The following is a 16,075-nucleotide window of genomic DNA, read 5'->3' on the forward strand; positions in this document are numbered from 1 at the left end:
GCGCGCTTATCGATTCGACGGCAGGCCTGGGCGTGTAAAAGAGGCCGGTCGTCGAGAGCTGGCCCTTGAAGTTGGCAAGGTCGGTGCCCGAGGCCTTGACCATCGAGGTCAGCGCGGCGGTCGTTTCAGCGGAGTTGCCCTGCGTGAGCGCGCCCATTTCAAACCAGGCGCCGGTCAGTGCCTTGCCGAGCGCGTGATTGTCCTTCAGCGTGTTCGTGTTGACGACTATCATGTCCATGATCTCGCCGGGAATCTTGCTGGAGTCGAAGACTCAGTGACGTTCGGCTGCGCCCTGAGACCGGCGAGCATTGGATTCCACGTGACCGCGTTGTGCACGGTCGGCGTCGCAAATGCGCCGGACATATCGGCGTCGGATGTATTGACGACCTTGACGTCGCGCTCGCTCATGTGCGCGCTTTCGAGGGCGCGTGCGAGCAGACAGTACGAGACGGAGAACTGGACGAGGTTGACCTGTTGGCCCTTCAGATCGGCGATCTGTTTGCCTTTGCCCTTCGTGAGCACGCCGTCGTTGCCGTTCGAGTAATCGCTCACGACGAGTGCAGTCGAGTCCACGCCGCCCGATGCCGGAATGGTGAGCGCGTCCATGTTGGTCATCGCGCAGCCATCGAACTTGCCGGCCGTGTATTGATTGATGGACTCGACGTCGTCGTTCAGTTGCACGACGTCCACGTTGATGCCCTACTTCTTCGCCCACTTGGAGACGATGCCTTGCGTTTTCGCCTGCCCCCAAGGCATCCAGCCCGCATAGATGGTCCAGCAAACCTTGAAGTCGTTGCGAGGCGCGGCGAAAGCGGCGCTCGATGCGAATGCAGCGAGGGAAACGACGGCGATGCCAAGACAGCGGGCGAACTTGCACATGAGGTTGACCCCGGAGGAGACGGTTGGCGATAGCAAGGGAGCAGCGCAAACATCGCGTTCTCCCCCCAGGCTTTTATCCCGCCGTGTAACCTCGCCTGAGGTCGACAGCTCTCGGACCAGCACCTGCCGTCAGCAGATCGGAACACTAGCCGTCCATTTCCAAATTGTGATGAACCGGGCGATGCGCCGGCTCCTTGCACGCCTCTTCAAGCGGGAAACGTGCCAGCGCGCGAATCCATGCCTTACCGTCGAATGCAGCGCGGCTTTGCCTTGTGGTGGAGAAACACATGCACTCGAAGGCGCTGGATGTGCACCGCAATCGCGCATTCGAGCATGCCGCTGCTGGTTTTGTCTAATCACGTTGAGGGCCGTTTACTTCATGATTTTCTGAACTAAAGCTTTTTTTGACCAGTATTCTTTTGCGTGCAATGGCGCGACACCATGCCTTCATTGAATCTTCCATTTCACAGACCCTCTCGAAGGAAAGCCAATGAAACTCCTGCGCGTTGCGGGCTTAGCCCTTGCATTGCTGTGCACGACCGCCGCAAATGCCGATGGACCGGCGGCGAACTCAGGCGTCACGGTCGCACCGAACGTTCTAAGAATCGGCATGGAGATCACCTATCCTCCGTTTGAGTCATATTCGGGCAACGACGTGGTCGGCGCGGATGCGGACATCGCCCGTGCATTGGCCAAGGAAATGGGCCTTAGAGTTGAGTTCGCCGACACGCGCTTTCCAAACCTGATCCTCGGCCTCAACGCGGGTCACTTCGATGCCGTCATCTCCGCGATGTTCATCAAGCCGGAGCGCACGGCGCAGGCGAATGCGATCGCCTACGCGACGACTGGCGGCGCAATCCTGGTGCCTTCGGGCGCGGCGACGAAGCCCGCGACGCTTCAGGACCTTTGCGGCATGAGGGTCGGTGTCGAGCAGGGCAATGTATGGGCATCGACGCTCGCAGGCGTGTCGGATGGCTATTGCAAGTCAAATGGCAAGGGCGCGATCGCCGTGAGTTCGTTCCCGTCCGCACCCGAGGCATTTCAGGCTTTGATGTCGAACAACGTGCAGGCGCAATTAGAAGTGGCGCCTGCCGCGCATGCGCTCGCGGCGAAATCGTCGGGACGCGTGGTGGTGTCGTCGCCAAATCTCATCAATCCGGTATTGCTCGGCATCTATACGAAAAAAAGCAATGCGGCGCTCAATGCGAGTCTCAACACTGCGCTTGCGAAGCTCAAGAAGAGCGGCGAGTTCGATCAGATCCTGGCCAAGTACAGCCTGCTTCCTCCGTCCCAGCTTCCCTGAAGCTTCAGTAGTTTTCGCATCACGCGGCGCAATCGTAGCGAGTCGAGTCGACCATGCAGTTTGATCTTTCGTATTTCCTTTCGTTGTTCGCTGACCAGATGTTCTGGGAAGCGTGCCTGATCGTCATCGAGTTGGGCGTGCTCTCCTGGGTCGTCGGCATGGTCGCGGGCTATCCGATTGCGCTTGCGAAGCTGTCGAAGAAGCCGTGGCTCAGCAGGCCCGCGACCGCTTACGTTTGGTTCTTCCGCAGCGTGCCCTTGCTCGTCGTGATGGTGTTCGTGTTCAACCTGCCGCAGCTTTTCCCGTCGATGGGGCCGGCGCTATCGCATCCGTTCTTCTCGGCGTTTGTGTCGCTCGTCGTGACCGAGGCTGCCTATATGGCGGAGATTCATCGCGGCGGACTGCTTTCGGTCGGCAAGGGGCAACTGGAAGCCGCGACGGCGCTCGGGCTGCGCCGCTTGGGCCTGCAGCGGCTCGTGGTGATTCCGCAGGCGTTCTGGATCTCTTTGCCCACGCTCGTCAATGAGTTCATCACGTGCATCAAGCTTACCTCACTTGCATCCGTGATTTCGCTTGCCGAATTGCTGATGGTCGGTCAGCGCATGTATTCACAGAACTTCCTCGTGCTCGAAACGCTGCTCGCAATCGGCGTCTATTACGTGATGATCGTGACCGTTTTCGGCTGGTTGCTCAAGCAACTCGAACACTGGCTCGACCTCACACGCCGCCGTCCCGAGACGATGGCCGGAGACGAACTGATGTCCATGCGCGACGGTCTCGTGCGAAAAGAAGCGGGCGCAATGCGTGTCAGCGGCCAACGTGCGCTGAACCTGAAGGATGTGCGCAAAGCCTACGGCGGCCACGAAGTGCTGAAAGGCATCGACCTTGATGTGGCGGCGGGAGAAGTGCTGTCGATCATCGGGCCGTCCGGCTCCGGCAAGACTTCGCTCATCCGCACGATCAACGGACTCGAAAGCATCGACCATGGCGCGATCCATCTATTCGGCCAGCCGTGCATCGACGCATCAGCCAGCGCCGACCCGGAGCGCGTGTGGCAGGCGCGACGTCGCATCGGAATGGTGTTTCAGGGCTTCAACCTGTTTCCGCATAGAACCATCCTCGATAACGTGCTGATGGCGCCGCAGTACCATCGGCGCGGCTCGAAGGCCGAACTGCGCAACATCGGCCTCGGTCTACTCGACAAGGTCGGCCTGCTGGCCCATGCGCAGAAGTATCCGCATCAGTTATCGGGCGGTCAGCAGCAGCGGGTCGCGATTGCGCGGGCGCTTGCCATGGAACCTGACATCATGCTCTTCGACGAACCGACCTCGGCGCTCGACCCGGAACTCGTCGACGACGTGCTTCAGGTCATCTCCGAACTAGCGCGCGAGCACATGACGATGATCATCGTCACACACGAGATGAACTTCGCTATGTCGATTTCGGATCGCATCGCGTTCATGGAGAACGGCGAGCTGCGCCTGCATGCATCGCCCGATGCTATCCGCTCGGATCCCGATGCGGAGCGCGTGCGACGGTTCATCGGCATCGGCGCGCCGGGAGCCTTGAATCACGATACCGTCGGCGACCGAAGTTCGTTAAACACCACTCTCAGCGCCTAGGCGCGATAACCCCCATAAGACGATGAAACGCATTCAACTCAGCGACGTCGAGTCGCACTGGGACGCGATCAGGTCGCGCATCGAAGACGGCTTCGATATGCTCTGGAACACGCCGGAACTGCCGTGTATGGAGTTCGGCGCAGCGCAGGCTCTGACCGGCTGGCTCGAAGCGGAAGGCTTCGACGTGGAACGTCGCGCGGTCGGCATTCCCACGGCGTTCGTCGCCAGGAAGCGAATCGGTGCAGGACCGTGCGTCGGCATCCTCGCGGAATATGACGCGCTACCGGGACTCGGCAACTGCGCATGCCACACGCGCAGCGAACCGCCATCGGAAGCGGGCCACGCGTGCGGACACAATCACATCGGACCGGCGAACATCGGCGCGGCCATTGCGGCAGTCCGCAGTGCGCAAGCGCTGGGCATCGGCGGCGAGATCAAGGTGGTCGGATGCCCTGCCGAAGAACTGCTGTGGGGCAAGGTTGCCTTGTTCGTCAAAGGCGCATTCGAGGACTGCGATGCGTTGCTGACGTCGCACGGCGATTACCAGAACGGCGCGATCTCGCGTCCCTGTCAGGCGATGGCGACGGGCGAGTTCGTGTTTGTTGGACGAAGCAGCCACGGCGGTTACACGGGCAAGGTGAATGCGCTCGCAGGTGCGGAGGAAGCGCTGTTCGCGCTGCGCGACTTCAAGGAACGATATCCCGATGTGCCGGTCAAGCACATCATTCGCGGCGACATGAAAATAGCCGGTGTCGTGCCCGATGACGTGAGGCTGTACTTCTCGATTCGGCATCTGCACGTGGAACGCGCGATGGACGTGTATGACGCGGTCATCGATACATGCAAGAAGGTGGCGCAGCAGTGTGGCCTGGACTGGCGGCATCTGCCGATTTCGACATGCCGGGGCTATCTTGCGAACGACATGCTTGCGAATGTGCTCTACGACAGCCTGAACGACGTGGGACCGCCAAAGTGGTCAGATGCCGACAAGGACTGGATGCACCAACTGGCGGAGCAATGCGCGCCCGCGCAGCCGTTCGAACTGGATGAGACGGTCCGGCTCTATAACAAGGGACAGGACTACTACAGCCAGGACGACGGCGAAGTGAGCTGGCGCATTCCGCTCGGCCGCGTGAACTGGGCCTATCCGAAGCAGGTTCCGATCCATCACTGGGGTTGGACAGCATTGTCGGGTCATGCGGCGAGCCGCGCGGGTCCGCATATGGCGTCGAAGGCGATCGCGCTCGCAGCGGTCAGATTGCTGAGCGAGCCGCGCCTCATCAATGATGCGAAGTCGGAACTCATGTCGAGGATCGAGGGCAAGTGTATTGGCGCGCCGCGGTTGGGCGCGTGGACGACGTTGACGCAGAATCCGCAGTCGTTCTGGAACGGCACCTGGACGGAAGGCGAGTGCTCGGAAGGACTGGCGTGACCATCCCGGACATGCCGAAGATCATGACGCGCGTCTCGAAGTTTTCTTTTGATCTCGGTCTGCTCGGACAGGATGCGAAGTGCCGATACGGACGGCATGGCGTTCGGCAAGGGCGTCGTGGTCGGCAACAAAGGGCAACGTGAAGCTGCGTTTCGATCCGACCTACGTCGAAATGGCGGCGGCGGGCAAGCTCTGAGCGTTTCAGATACGGGGCGGACACCATGCGACTCATCAATCGACAGCCGATGGCGTGCGGCACGCGACGAAGTCGTAGCGATGCTCGAACGCGTGGGCCTCGGCGCATCGCTGAACAAGTATCCGCAGCAGCTCTCGGGCGGCATGCAGCAACGGCTCGCGATCGCGCAGGCGCCGATGATGAAGCCGCGCGTGCTCCTGCTCGACGAACCGTTTGGCGCGCTCGACCCCGGCATCCGCCGCGACATGCACGTGTTGCTTTCCGAGCTGTGGCGCGAATCCATGGTGACGCTCTTCATGGTCACGCACGACCTGAAAGAAGGCTTCACCCTCGGCAGCCGCGTGCTCGTCTTCGACAAAGTCCGCATCGACCCGCAGGCACCGGGCGCATACGGCGCACATATCACTTATGACATTCCGCTCGACCGCGCGCGCCTTGGCGTCGGCGGCCTATATCGCCCGGGCCGCCGTGCAAGGCGCGTCTCATATCGAACTGGTCTCCGACTAAACGAAAGCTCAGGCTTATGACAGTACTACTCGAAGAAACCATCCCCGGCGGCGGCCATGCGTCGCTGATCGTCAAGCGAGGACAGTCGCTGCGTCTGACCGATTTGCGAGGCGACGCGAACGTCAGCGTGATGATGGTCAACGCCGCGGAAAAGAGCGAGCGACTCAACTTGCCCGATTCGCTCAAGTGTCAGCACACCGCGAAGTTGACTGCCGGGCATTGCCTCTATTCCGACATGGGCCGCGTGCTTGCCGCGATCGTCGCGGATACGTGCGGCTGGCACGACAGCATCGGAGGAGTAACGAATGCGCAGGAAGTCTTCGAGCGATATGGCGCGGGCCCCTATCAGGAATTGCGCAACGCGTTCCATCGCAACGGCAGGGACAACCTGCTCGTCGAGATGAGCAAGTGGGGACTCGATGTCTCCGACCTGATGATGACCCTCAACCTGTTCAGCCGCATAGACGTGACCGATGAAGGCGCGCTCGCCTTCGTACCCGGCAATTCGAAAGCGGGCGACTCCGTCGAACTGTATGCGCCGATGAACACGCTCGTCTTTCTGACCGCGATCCAGCATCCACTCGACCCGAACACACAATACGCGACCAAGCCGGTGAAGCTCGAACTGAGCCAGTCGCATCCCGAAGTGGCCGAAATCTGCCGTACCGCCTGCGAAGAAAACGTGCGCGGCTTCATCAACACCGAACGATTCTTCCTTTGAGCGCAACCGGAGGCACCCACGACATGACCAGCACGCTCACCGTCAGCGACAAGCATCCCGACCACTGCGCCTACCGCGAAACGCTCGCGGCAGGCGAACCGTGGCTGCACGAGGTCAAGGCCGGACAGACACTTCGCATCGTCGATCTGGAAGGTAACCAGGCCGTCGATACGCTCTTCTACAGCCTCGGCAATCCACGGGAGCGCTTCGATCCGCAACGCACCATGCGCCGCCAGAAGAGCCTCTATCTGACGACGGGTTCGGTGCTGTATTCGAACCTCGGCAATCCGATGCTGACCATCGTCGCCGATACGTGCGGCCGTCACGACACCCTCGGCGGCGCGTGCGCGCAGGAGAGCAACACGGTGCGCTACGCACTCGAAAAGCGCTACATGCATAGCTGCCGCGACAACTTCTTGCGCGCATGCGCGCACGATGGCCGCCTCAACAAGCGAGACATCGGCGCCAACGTCAACTTCTTCATGAACGTGCCGGTGACGGCCGAAGGCGGCCTCACGTTCGAAGACGGCATTTCCGCGCCGGGCAAGTATGTCGAACTGCGCGCGGAGATGGAAGTGATCGTGCTGATTTCGAACTGCCCGCAACTGAACAATCCGTGCAACGCCTACAACCCGACGCCTGCGGAGCTGATCGTATGGAACTGAAAGAACTGAAGCACGTTCGCCACTGGATCCATCGCGTCATGCTGGTTCGCTCGCGCCGTCTCTGCACGTATACGCGCGATCAGTTGCTCAAGGCTTGTCGCTGACGCGATCGCAGCCGCGGACGACCGCGGCTCGCCATGCTCACGGCGGGACGGCCCGCCTTCGAATCACCCTTCCTTCCATGTTCGAGAAGATCGTGATTGCCAATCGCGGCGCGATCGCGTGCCGCATTCTTCGAACCTTGCGCACGCTCGATGTGACCGGCGTCGCGATCTATGCAGAAGCGGATCGCGCAAGCCGTCACGTCAGCGAGGCGACGGTCGCGCACGCGCTGGGCGACGGTCCCGCGTCGGCGACCTATCTCGACACCGCGAAGACTCTCGAAATTGCGCGTCATGAAGGCGTGCAGGCGATCCATCCGGGCTACGGCTTCCTGTCGGAGAACGCGGCGTTCGGTGAAGCATGCGAAGCGGCGGGCATCGCGTTCATCGGACCGACGCCTACGCAATTGCGCGCCTTCGGCCTGAAGCACGGCACGCGACATCGCCGCACAACAGGGCGTGCCGATGCTCGAAGGCACCGGCCTGCTCGGTGAACGACTGGCGCGAAGCGGGCACATCGGAGGTCGCGCTCAATGCACCCCTCGCCGACGACACGCAAAAGCGCCGCTGAACGACGGCGAACTTGCGGTCGACAGCGAAATCGCCGGCAGCCTCTGGCAGGTGAAAGTCGCCACGGGCGATACGGTTGCGGCAGGTGGTGTGCTACTCGTGATCGAGTCGATGAAGATGGAAATCTCCGTGTGCGCGCCCTATGCCGGAACTGTGACTGCGGTCCACGTCGCGCCTGGGTCGCTGGTACGCGCGGGGCAGCGCGTCGCGGTCATCCGGCGTCAATGAAGAACATCGATAACATTACTCAACGGACCATCATGTCGTCATTCGATCTGCGTCTCGCGACGCTTCGCCGCGCGTATCGCGAAGGCGCGCTCACGCCGCGCAAGCTCATCACCGAACTGCGCGCGAAAGCGGCTGCGCTTAATCCCGAGTTCAACCTCTTCATCCGTCTTCTGACGGAAGAGGAACTCGCGCCTTTCCTGACGCGGCTTGAAGAGCACGACGCCGCGAGCCTGCCGCTCTACGGAATTCCGTTCGCGATCAAGGACAATATCGATCTCGCGGGCATCGAAACGACGGCCGCTTGCCCCGCCTTTGCGTACACGCCAACCGAATCGGCGACGCTCGTCGCGCAGCTGATCGCGCTCGGCGCGATCCCGCTCGGCAAGACCAACCTCGACCAGTTTGCGACCGGCCTCAACGGCACACGTTCGCCCTACGGCAAGTGCCGCAACAGCGTGCATCCCGACTATCCGTCGGGCGGATCGAGCGCGGGTTCGTCGCTGGCCGTCGCGCTCGGCGTCGCCACGTTCGCGCTCGGCACCGATACGGCCGGTTCGGGACGCGTGCCCGCCTCGCTGAACAATCTCGTCGGACTGAAGCCGAGCAAAGGCTTGCTGTCGACGGCGGGCGTCGTGCCTGCGTGCCGCACGCTCGACTGCGTCACATTCTTCACGGCGACAGCAGCGGAAGCCAGCGAACTGCTTGCGCTGACCGCCCATGTCGATCCGCGCGACGCGTACAGCCGCATGAATCCGCAATGGAACGACGCATGCGCGTTTGGCACGCCCAGCGCGTTCCGCTTCGGCGTGCCTGCGCAACTCGAATTCGCAGGATGCCCGGAAAGCCCCGCGTTGTTCGCGCAGGCGCGCGCGATGCTCGAAGCGGCGGGAGGCGAAGCGGTCGAGATCGATTTCGGGCCGTTCGTCGAAGCGGCCCAACTGCTCTATCAAGGCCCCTGGGTCGCGGAACACTACAGCGTGACCGGCGAACTGATGACGACGCAACCGGACGCCGTGCTACCCGTCATTCGTGATGTACTTGCGAAAGCGCCGGGCGCCACTGCCGTCGAACTCTTCCGCGCGCAGTACCGGCTACAGGATTTGAAGGCCGTGTGCGATGCCGCGCTCGACACGCTCGACTTCGTGCTCACGCCGACGTATCCGCGCCCGGTCACGCTCGCAGAACTCGAACGCGATCCGATCGGTCCGAACTCACTGCTCGGCTACTACACGAACTTCATCAACCTGCTCGACTATGCAGCGGTCGCCGTGCCGACGCGCTTCATGAACAACGGGCTGCCGTGGGGCGTCACGGTGTTCGGCCGCGCGTTCACCGATCAGTATCTGCTCGGCGTCGCGGACCTGTTTCAGCGCACGAGCGGCATCAAATGCGTGGGAGCCAATGCCGTCGATGCAGGCCCGCCGGGCGTCGCCAGCCACGATCGCATGTCCGTCGTGGTCTGCGGCGCGCATATGCAAGGCTTGCCGTTGAATCACGATCTCGTTTCCCGAGGCGCGGAACTCGTGCGTGCGACCCGCACCGCGTCGATGTATCGATTGTGCGCACTGCCCGCCTCCGCAGACGGAAAGCGTCGCCCCGGCATGTGGCGCGCCGAGGAAAACGGCGTCGGCGTCGCCGTGGAGGTCTGGGAAATGCCTTCTGCAGAATTCGGCTCGCTTATCGCAACGGTGCCGTCACCGCTCGCGTTGGGTAAAGTCGAACTGGCGGACGGTTCGTGGCAAACAGGGTTCCTCTGCGAGCCGTATGGAGTGGCATTGGGCGAGGATATTTCGAAATTCGGCGGATGGCGTGCGTGGCTGGCCCAGCCCATAGGTGTCTGATTCATCCACGCCACGGTATATGTCAATCGAACTAAACATGGAACCCCCTCACGGGACTGTTAAAAAGCGTGGGGTTCCGCTCCTTCCGCCTGCTGCATGAACTCGAGAAAGCGGGCGACGTCCCCCGGTACTTCGTCCATGCGCGCCCTATGGGCCGCAAGTTTGGCTGCCAAATCACCGTTGATCACCGCACATCGCACCTGAGCAAGTAAATGAGCGCCGCGTGGCGTCCAGCGCATGTGCTGGTGCTTGCACATGCGAGCGTTGATCACCTGATTCACCGCCGACTCTGCCATCGCCGTCGAAATCGGCCTGTGCTCGCGATAGTGCTTCCCGTAGGCGATTGTTGAGCCGCTATTGCTCTCGAGGTACGCGAACAACTCGCCTACGCGATAGTCGAGTTGCTCCAGGCTTCGCGTGAATCGAGCCGTCTGTGCCACCACGATGCGACAGAGCAGCAAGATCTGTCGCATTCGTTGCTCCGCTTTACTGCGTTGGCGTGCCAAAAGCACCAGCGTAATCGGTTGACATAGGTGCGCAACGCTTTCTTCGTGTACTGCTCGGTCTCGGATCGTGCCAGTAGACCCCTTACGATCTGCTCGAGATGCCGCGCCCGCATCGAGATGTGAAACCGGTCAAGTATCGGCGTCGCGGTGAATGGAAGTTGCCGATAGATGCTTTGGATCCCGTTGGCCCCGTCGGTGATCACCGAGAGGGTTCTGTCGCGCTAATGCGCTGGGGTAAAATTCAGCGAACGGAAATTGCAGACGCTCAAGATGACTAGGACGACAAAGACACCGCGTGAGACATTGCCGCCTGGGATCGCCAAGGTGCTGAAGCGACTGCACTACCCACTGGAGGTAATTTTGCTGTGCGTGCGGTGGTACGTGGCGTACTCGCTGAGCCTGCGCAATCTGGAAGAGATGATGGCGGAACGCGGTTTCGAGGTGGACCATTCGACGGTACACCGCTGGGTGATCAAACTCGTGCCCTTGTTCGAAAAAGCGTTTCGCCAGCACAAACGCCCGGTCGGCAAGAGCTGGAGGATGGACGAAACGTACAGTACGCCCAGCCAACGTAGCCTGCCTGCACGGGGGTGAAGTTGCTTGAGCATGTTTTGAATGCAAAACCCGGAGAAGTTGTCGTTGCGGTCCCGGGGTATGCCCTTTCTCTGCTGCGAGAGAAAGTGAGCCGAAGCGGCGGTGACTTGCTGACACTGGCAAGGTGACGAAGTCCGTGGGAAACGGGGCTTGCGGCGAAGCGGTTACGCCAAGATGAGCCTCCAGGCTGAGCATGGGACGGTTGAGGAACACGAACCTGTTTGAACGCATCTGAGGGTTGAATCGTCACCCCTGCCTACACCGCTTAACAGGCAGGTCGCGGATTGTTGCCGATCATGTGTACGGGTCGGCAACGCGAATGCTGACTGGATATGTAGGCCCGTCAGCAGGGAGCCATGGAGAGCGCGCAGCTAGGCGGTGGTATTCGCGACGACTTGCGGCAAGCAAGGATAAAGACTGCGACAGGCAGCCTCGCCCGTGCGCTTGAGTCCAGCATGTGAACTGGGGAAGGCTTGCATAGATGTCAAGGGAGTGTGCCCCCGATGATGTGCAAGCTGGCGGAGCCTCCGTAGTAGTCCGAGGCCGGGAAAGCCGGCTACATGGCGAAGGGAGGCAGTTGAAGTAGTTTGCCTGATTGATTAACTGACTGCAGTGAGGTGAAGACCTTCGATAATCAGTGAAATACAAAGCAAACTGGTGGCACGGTGGCATGGTGTCGCCTTCGATTAGACCGATACTTCAGCGGAGAGCCGGATGCGCTGAGAGGCGCACGTCCGGTTCGGGGAGGAGAGGCAGGGAAATAGTTCGACTACGCCCTGTCTCTTACTCCACTCAAGGTGCGCGGCCAGTGGAAGTACTTGTATCGTGCGGTGGATAAGGCCGGAAAGACCGTCGATTTCCTGCTGAGAGCCCATCGGGACAAGGCTGCCGCGCGTCGCTACTTCGAGAAATCCATCGATCAGAACGGCGAACCGGGAACCATCACCGTAGACAAAAGTGGTGCCAATCTGGCCGCCCTGCAAGCCATCAACGCCGAACGGAAAACGCCCATCAAGGTGCGCCAGGTCAAATATCTGAACAACGTTGTCGAACAGGACCATCGCGTGATCAAACGTATCATCAAACCCATGATGGGTTTCAAGGATTTTCGTTGCGCCCGCATCATCCTGTCGGGCATCGAACTGATGCATATGATCAGGAAGGGCCAGATGAAAGATGCTGGCGCAGAGCGGACTGCTGCCGAACAATTCTATCCGCTCGTCACGTAAGCAGTCCTGACCATATCGGACTTGCTTCTCCTGCCGCCCTTATCGCGACACAACCTGTCGGGAGCGGTCGCAAAAGCCATCGGTTCACCGAAGCTTGCCACGTGAGTTAGAGGTCACACGACAAATCGACAGAAATGGACAAAGAACTAGATCTGAGGAAAATCAAGACCAGGGCACTACTGCTGCTGTTGATTGCGGCCTGCGTTTTCCTGACAACCGCACTTCTTCCCCGCGGTTTCTGGGTGGACGGCATCAAGGCAGTATCAGAAGCGGCGATGGTTGGCGCACTCGCCGACTGGTTTGCAGTCGTAGCGCTGTTCAGGCGGGTTCCCATTCCCTTCGTCTCCCCGCATACGGAAATCATCCCCAGGAACAAGGACAAGATCGCCGACAACCTGGCAATCTTCATTCGGGAGAAGTTTCTCGATGTCTCGTCTATTGTCGGACTGATCAGGAAGCACGATCCGGCGCAGAGGATCACCGAATGGTTGAGCGCGCCGGCCAATACCGACCTGCTGGGCGGCTACGTGGTGAAACTAACCGGCGGCATTCTGGATTTGACGGACGACGTACGCGTCCAGACATTCATCAAGGACGCGCTCCACGCCGTCATCGACAAGGTCGATTTGTCGAAGTCGATGGGTGCCATTCTGGACACGTTGACGAAGGACGGTCGACACCAGGAATTGCTGGACGAAGGGATCGCGAAGTTCGTTGCGCTGCTGCGCGAGCCGACAACCCGTAGCTTCATCGCCGCGCGTATCGTCGATTGGCTCAAAAGCGAATACCCGGCGATGGAAAAGTTTCTGCCCACCAACTGGGTTGGAGAAAGCGGTGCGGAGATGATTGCCAATGCCGTCGACACGGTACTCATCCAGATAAGCGAGGACCCCAATCATCAGCTTCGCAGGAACTTTGACGATGTCGTGGAGCGGTTGATCATCAGGCTCAAGACCGACCGGGCTTTTCTGGAGAAAGGCGCGGAGCTCAAGCGTTATCTGAGGGACGGCGAAGCGCTCAATCTGTACGTCAAGGATCTGTGGGGGCAATTGCGCGCCTGGCTCAAGCAGGATCTGGCACGCTGCGATTCTACGATGCACGCGAGAGCCGTGGCGATGGGCAAATGGGTTGGCGACGAACTGGCCCGGAATGCGCAACTGCGCCAGTCGCTAAACGAGCACATGGAGGACGCGGCGCGAGCGATGGCGCCTGACTTTGCGCAGTTCCTCACGCGGCACATCAGCGACACGGTAAAAAACTGGGATTCCCGCGAAATGTCCCGGCAGATCGAGCTGAATATCGGCAAGGATTTGCAGTACATCCGCATCAACGGGACCATGGTGGGCGGTTTGATCGGGTTCGTGCTTTACGGGAGTTCGTACGTGATCGATGTTTTGCGAGCATATGTAGCATGACGCAGCAGCGGTCAATCGTGGCTTCTGTACCGCCTGCCATCCCTCCTACGAGAAGCCGGAAGGCTCTGATGCGACTAGCGGTGATCGCTGGCGCATTTTACGCCGACATATGGGGAGTCGCTCACGAAAAGGCCACCGGCAAGCGCCTGCATTCCGGAGACCGCGCCAAAGTTGGGGCTCTACGCTGCGATACGGTGCGCAGGGTCGTTGCTGGCGAATGCCGGGGCTTCGTCACGTTGATTTTTGACGGCGCGAAAATGCAGCGGAAGCGCGTTTGTTCAGAAGGCTGACGGATTTTGGGCCAGTTCGGTGAAGCGATGCCACGCGGCAAACCGTTCGCCCAGTTGTTTGCGATAGAGCGAGGCGCGCAGTAAGTGCCGCTTGAGCGCGAAGTGCCGCCGGATCGGGCCGAAGCTCGACAGGAAAGCCTGCGTTCGCTCTGCGACCCTGAAGCCACGCATACGGCGCTCGCGTTCACGTGTCGGTTGGTGGCAGTTTTCAGCCCGGTTGTTCACACGAGCACCTGCCTTGACGAAGACGTGCCGGACGTTCGCCAGTTCGGGGAAATCAGCCTTCGCTGCCGGATAGCTGCGCAGTTGTTCAGTGACGATCTTGCCCGGCACTTCGCCACAAGAGGCCAGCGCACGCTTGAAGAAGCGCCTGGCTGCCGCCTTGTCGCGGCGCTTCTGCAACAGGATATCGAGTTCGGCTCCGTGCTGATCGACAGCACGCCACAGCAGGTAGGGCTCGCCGCGCAGTTTCACAAATACTTCGCATAAATGCCAGGTGGATCCCGGCTTGCAGCGGGCAGCCTTGGCGCAAAGTGCGAAGCCCGCGCCAAACTTGTCTCACCAGCGGCGGATCGTTTCGTAGCTGAAGACAACACCCCGCTCAAACAGCAGTTCTTCGATGTCACGCAGGCTCGACTGAAACCGGAAGTACCAGCGAACTGCGCAACTGATGACCACTGCCGGAAAGCGATCTGCCTCAGGAACTCTATAAATCGCTTACGTGGGTTCGGGGAACAGAGATGGCGGACCACAAACGGTTCACCATCGCCACCGACATTGCCGTGTATTTCTGCGATCCCAAGCACCCCTGGCAACTCGGCTCGAATGAAAATACCAACGGCCTGTTAAGACAGTACTTTCCGAAAGGCATCGACCTGTCGGTCTACTCACAGGCCAAAATCAACGCCGTGGCACGAAGGCTGAACGAGCGACCACGAAAGACCCTGGATTACGAAACACCGGCCGAACGATTCCATCGAACTATTGCATCGGCCGGTTGAATCCGCCATTCGGAAGCGGCCGTTCGCGGGCCAGATTTGGACCGCTCGTTGAGCGCTTCACTTTAGTTACAGTCGCACGGAGATCCTGCAAGGACACGGCGTTTCAGTTTGAATCCAGCCAGGTTCGTTCCACCTTCGGCAGCGAGAAGCAAGACCGCGATCCAGATCGGAATATACGTTAGCCACTGTTCCGCATGGATTCGCTCTCCAAGCATCAGGGAGACCATCACCATCAGAACTGGCTCAACATACCCCAGCAATCCGAACAGCCCGAATGGAAGCAGCCGGTTCGCAGCCGTATAGGCCATAAAAGCGGCAGCACTGATGATAGCGAGCAAACAAAGCAAAACGCTCAGGTGCGGGGCGGTAGAAAAAGCATCGTGTGGAGTGCGGGAGACAAAGCAGAACGCAGCGGGCAAGGTTAGCGTGACGTCAAACCAGAGGCCGCCAAGGTGAGCCGTATTCAGCCTGCGCCGCAGAGCGAAATACGCGGGGAACCCGAGACAGACAAAGAGCGATGTCCAGGATACGCCGCCAACTTGATAGAGTTCGTTAGCGACGCCGATGGCTGCGGATGCGGCCGCGAGCTTCTGCATACCGCTCAGTCTCTCTTTGTAGAAGTAGCGGCCAACAAGCAGCATCACCAATGGAAGCAGGAAGTAGCCCATGGAGACGTTAAGCGCCTGGCCATTGAGGGGGGCCCACATGAACAGCCATTGCTGGCTTCCCAAAAGCGCGCTGCTCAGCACAAGGTAAAGGAATAGCTGAGGACGCTTTCTGATCCGGAAACACAATGCCTTAACCTTGCTCCATTCGCCAGTTGCAATCAAGAAAACGGTGATGCAAGGCATCATGAGAACCATCCGCCAGCCAAATATCAACTCGCCCGTAAGCGGGTGCAGCAACGTAGAGTAATAATACAAACCCGCAAAGAGGCTTGTGGCTGTGATGGACAAAGCTACACCTTTCAACACA

At 60.1% G+C, this 16,075-nt stretch carries 10 protein-coding genes, 8 pseudogenes and 1 riboswitch; of the genes and pseudogenes, 14 read left to right on the forward strand and 4 right to left on the reverse strand.

The window, feature by feature from the left end; all coding sequences use genetic code 11:
- Positions 1 to 4 precede the first annotated feature (4 nt).
- Positions 5 to 879: pseudogene (locus B0G77_RS28390) on the reverse strand (putative urea ABC transporter substrate-binding protein); the annotation flags it as partial.
- Between the two features lie 60 nt (positions 880 to 939).
- Positions 940 to 1,039, reverse strand: a riboswitch (guanidine-I (ykkC/yxkD leader).
- A 330-nt stretch (positions 1,040 to 1,369) separates the two neighbouring features.
- On the opposite strand from B0G77_RS28390, the gene B0G77_RS28395 reads away from it, so the two are divergent.
- From B0G77_RS28395 to atzF, 10 genes and pseudogenes are all read left to right on the forward strand, one after another.
- Complete coding sequence (locus B0G77_RS28395) at positions 1,370 to 2,182, forward strand: ABC transporter substrate-binding protein (protein WP_133665260.1); 813 nt, start codon at positions 1,370 to 1,372, stop codon at positions 2,180 to 2,182.
- Positions 2,183 to 2,235: 53 nt separating this feature from the next.
- Positions 2,236 to 3,804 (forward strand): amino acid ABC transporter permease/ATP-binding protein, encoded by a 1,569-nt coding sequence (locus B0G77_RS28400; protein ID WP_133665261.1) that lies wholly within the window; start codon positions 2,236 to 2,238, stop codon positions 3,802 to 3,804.
- A 577-nt stretch (positions 3,805 to 4,381) separates the two neighbouring features.
- On the forward strand, positions 4,382 to 5,236 hold the full coding sequence (locus B0G77_RS45615; RefSeq protein WP_347814210.1) for a peptidase dimerization domain-containing protein: 855 nt from the start codon (positions 4,382 to 4,384) through the stop codon (positions 5,234 to 5,236).
- Positions 5,233 to 5,432, forward strand: a pseudogene (locus B0G77_RS45620) (lipid kinase); the annotation flags it as partial. The gene B0G77_RS45615 and the pseudogene B0G77_RS45620, both read left to right, overlap by 4 nt.
- A 44-nt stretch (positions 5,433 to 5,476) precedes the next feature.
- Positions 5,477 to 5,939, forward strand: a pseudogene (locus tag B0G77_RS28415) (ATP-binding cassette domain-containing protein); the annotation flags it as partial.
- Positions 5,940 to 5,955: 16 nt separating this feature from the next.
- Positions 5,956 to 6,660, forward strand: coding sequence for an urea amidolyase associated protein UAAP1 (locus B0G77_RS28420; protein ID WP_133665263.1), 705 nt, complete (start codon positions 5,956 to 5,958; stop codon positions 6,658 to 6,660).
- Between the two features lie 23 nt (positions 6,661 to 6,683).
- On the forward strand, positions 6,684 to 7,325 hold the full coding sequence (locus B0G77_RS28425) for an urea amidolyase associated protein UAAP2 (protein WP_133665264.1): 642 nt from the start codon (positions 6,684 to 6,686) through the stop codon (positions 7,323 to 7,325).
- A 181-nt stretch (positions 7,326 to 7,506) separates the two neighbouring features.
- The gene (locus B0G77_RS28430; RefSeq protein WP_166656239.1) at positions 7,507 to 7,920 is read left to right on the forward strand and encodes a biotin carboxylase N-terminal domain-containing protein; all 414 of its coding nucleotides are present in this window, start codon (positions 7,507 to 7,509) and stop codon (positions 7,918 to 7,920) included.
- Positions 7,892 to 8,224 carry an acetyl-CoA carboxylase biotin carboxyl carrier protein subunit gene (locus B0G77_RS44650; RefSeq protein WP_166656355.1) on the forward strand — a complete coding sequence of 111 codons (333 nt, stop codon included), beginning with the start codon at positions 7,892 to 7,894 and terminating at the stop codon, positions 8,222 to 8,224. Before B0G77_RS28430 ends, B0G77_RS44650 begins: the two co-directional genes overlap by 29 nt.
- Positions 8,225 to 8,256: 32 nt before the next feature.
- On the forward strand, positions 8,257 to 10,065 hold the full coding sequence (gene atzF, locus B0G77_RS28435; RefSeq protein WP_133666910.1) for an allophanate hydrolase: 1,809 nt from the start codon (positions 8,257 to 8,259) through the stop codon (positions 10,063 to 10,065).
- 148 nt (positions 10,066 to 10,213) lie between these two features.
- Here the strand turns inward: atzF and B0G77_RS44655 are convergent.
- Positions 10,214 to 10,789: pseudogene (locus tag B0G77_RS44655) on the reverse strand (ISKra4 family transposase); the annotation flags it as partial.
- A gap of 52 nt (positions 10,790 to 10,841) precedes the next feature.
- Here B0G77_RS44655 and B0G77_RS28450 point away from each other — a divergent pair.
- The 3 genes and pseudogenes from B0G77_RS28450 to B0G77_RS28465 all read left to right on the forward strand — a co-directional run.
- Positions 10,842 to 11,126, forward strand: a pseudogene (locus B0G77_RS28450) (IS6 family transposase); the annotation flags it as partial.
- 830 nt (positions 11,127 to 11,956) lie between these two features.
- Positions 11,957 to 12,394: pseudogene (locus B0G77_RS28460) on the forward strand (IS6 family transposase); the annotation flags it as partial.
- Between the two features lie 134 nt (positions 12,395 to 12,528).
- On the forward strand, positions 12,529 to 13,809 hold the full coding sequence (locus B0G77_RS28465; protein WP_133665268.1) for a DUF445 domain-containing protein: 1,281 nt from the start codon (positions 12,529 to 12,531) through the stop codon (positions 13,807 to 13,809).
- Positions 13,810 to 14,087: 278 nt separating this feature from the next.
- Here the strand turns inward: B0G77_RS28465 and B0G77_RS28470 are convergent.
- Positions 14,088 to 14,813 (reverse strand): annotated as a pseudogene (locus B0G77_RS28470) (IS6 family transposase).
- On the opposite strand from B0G77_RS28470, the pseudogene B0G77_RS28475 reads away from it, so the two are divergent.
- Positions 14,792 to 15,100 (forward strand): annotated as a pseudogene (locus B0G77_RS28475) (IS30 family transposase); the annotation flags it as partial. The pseudogenes B0G77_RS28470 and B0G77_RS28475 overlap by 22 nt on opposite strands.
- A gap of 62 nt (positions 15,101 to 15,162) precedes the next feature.
- On the opposite strand, the gene rarD reads toward B0G77_RS28475, so the two are convergent.
- On the reverse strand, positions 15,163 to 16,074 hold the full coding sequence (gene rarD, locus B0G77_RS28480; protein WP_133665269.1) for an EamA family transporter RarD: 912 nt from the start codon (positions 16,072 to 16,074) through the stop codon (positions 15,163 to 15,165).
- Position 16,075 lies beyond the last annotated feature (1 nt).

This window comes from Paraburkholderia sp. BL10I2N1 (assembly GCF_004361815.1).
Taxonomy (GTDB): Bacteria; Pseudomonadota; Gammaproteobacteria; order Burkholderiales; family Burkholderiaceae; genus Paraburkholderia.

Coding starts and splice junctions, on each gene's coding strand:
- B0G77_RS28395 (WP_133665260.1), top strand. CDS start 1,370: ATGAAACTCCTGCGCGTTGCGGGCTTAGCCCTTGCATTGCTGTGCACG.
- B0G77_RS28400 (WP_133665261.1), top strand. CDS start 2,236: ATGCAGTTTGATCTTTCGTATTTCCTTTCGTTGTTCGCTGACCAGATG.
- B0G77_RS45615 (WP_347814210.1), top strand. CDS start 4,382: ATGGCGACGGGCGAGTTCGTGTTTGTTGGACGAAGCAGCCACGGCGGT.
- B0G77_RS28420 (WP_133665263.1), top strand. CDS start 5,956: ATGACAGTACTACTCGAAGAAACCATCCCCGGCGGCGGCCATGCGTCG.
- B0G77_RS28425 (WP_133665264.1), top strand. CDS start 6,684: ATGACCAGCACGCTCACCGTCAGCGACAAGCATCCCGACCACTGCGCC.
- B0G77_RS28430 (WP_166656239.1), top strand. CDS start 7,507: ATGTTCGAGAAGATCGTGATTGCCAATCGCGGCGCGATCGCGTGCCGC.
- B0G77_RS44650 (WP_166656355.1), top strand. CDS start 7,892: ATGCTCGAAGGCACCGGCCTGCTCGGTGAACGACTGGCGCGAAGCGGG.
- atzF (WP_133666910.1), top strand. CDS start 8,257: ATGTCGTCATTCGATCTGCGTCTCGCGACGCTTCGCCGCGCGTATCGC.
- B0G77_RS28465 (WP_133665268.1), top strand. CDS start 12,529: ATGGACAAAGAACTAGATCTGAGGAAAATCAAGACCAGGGCACTACTG.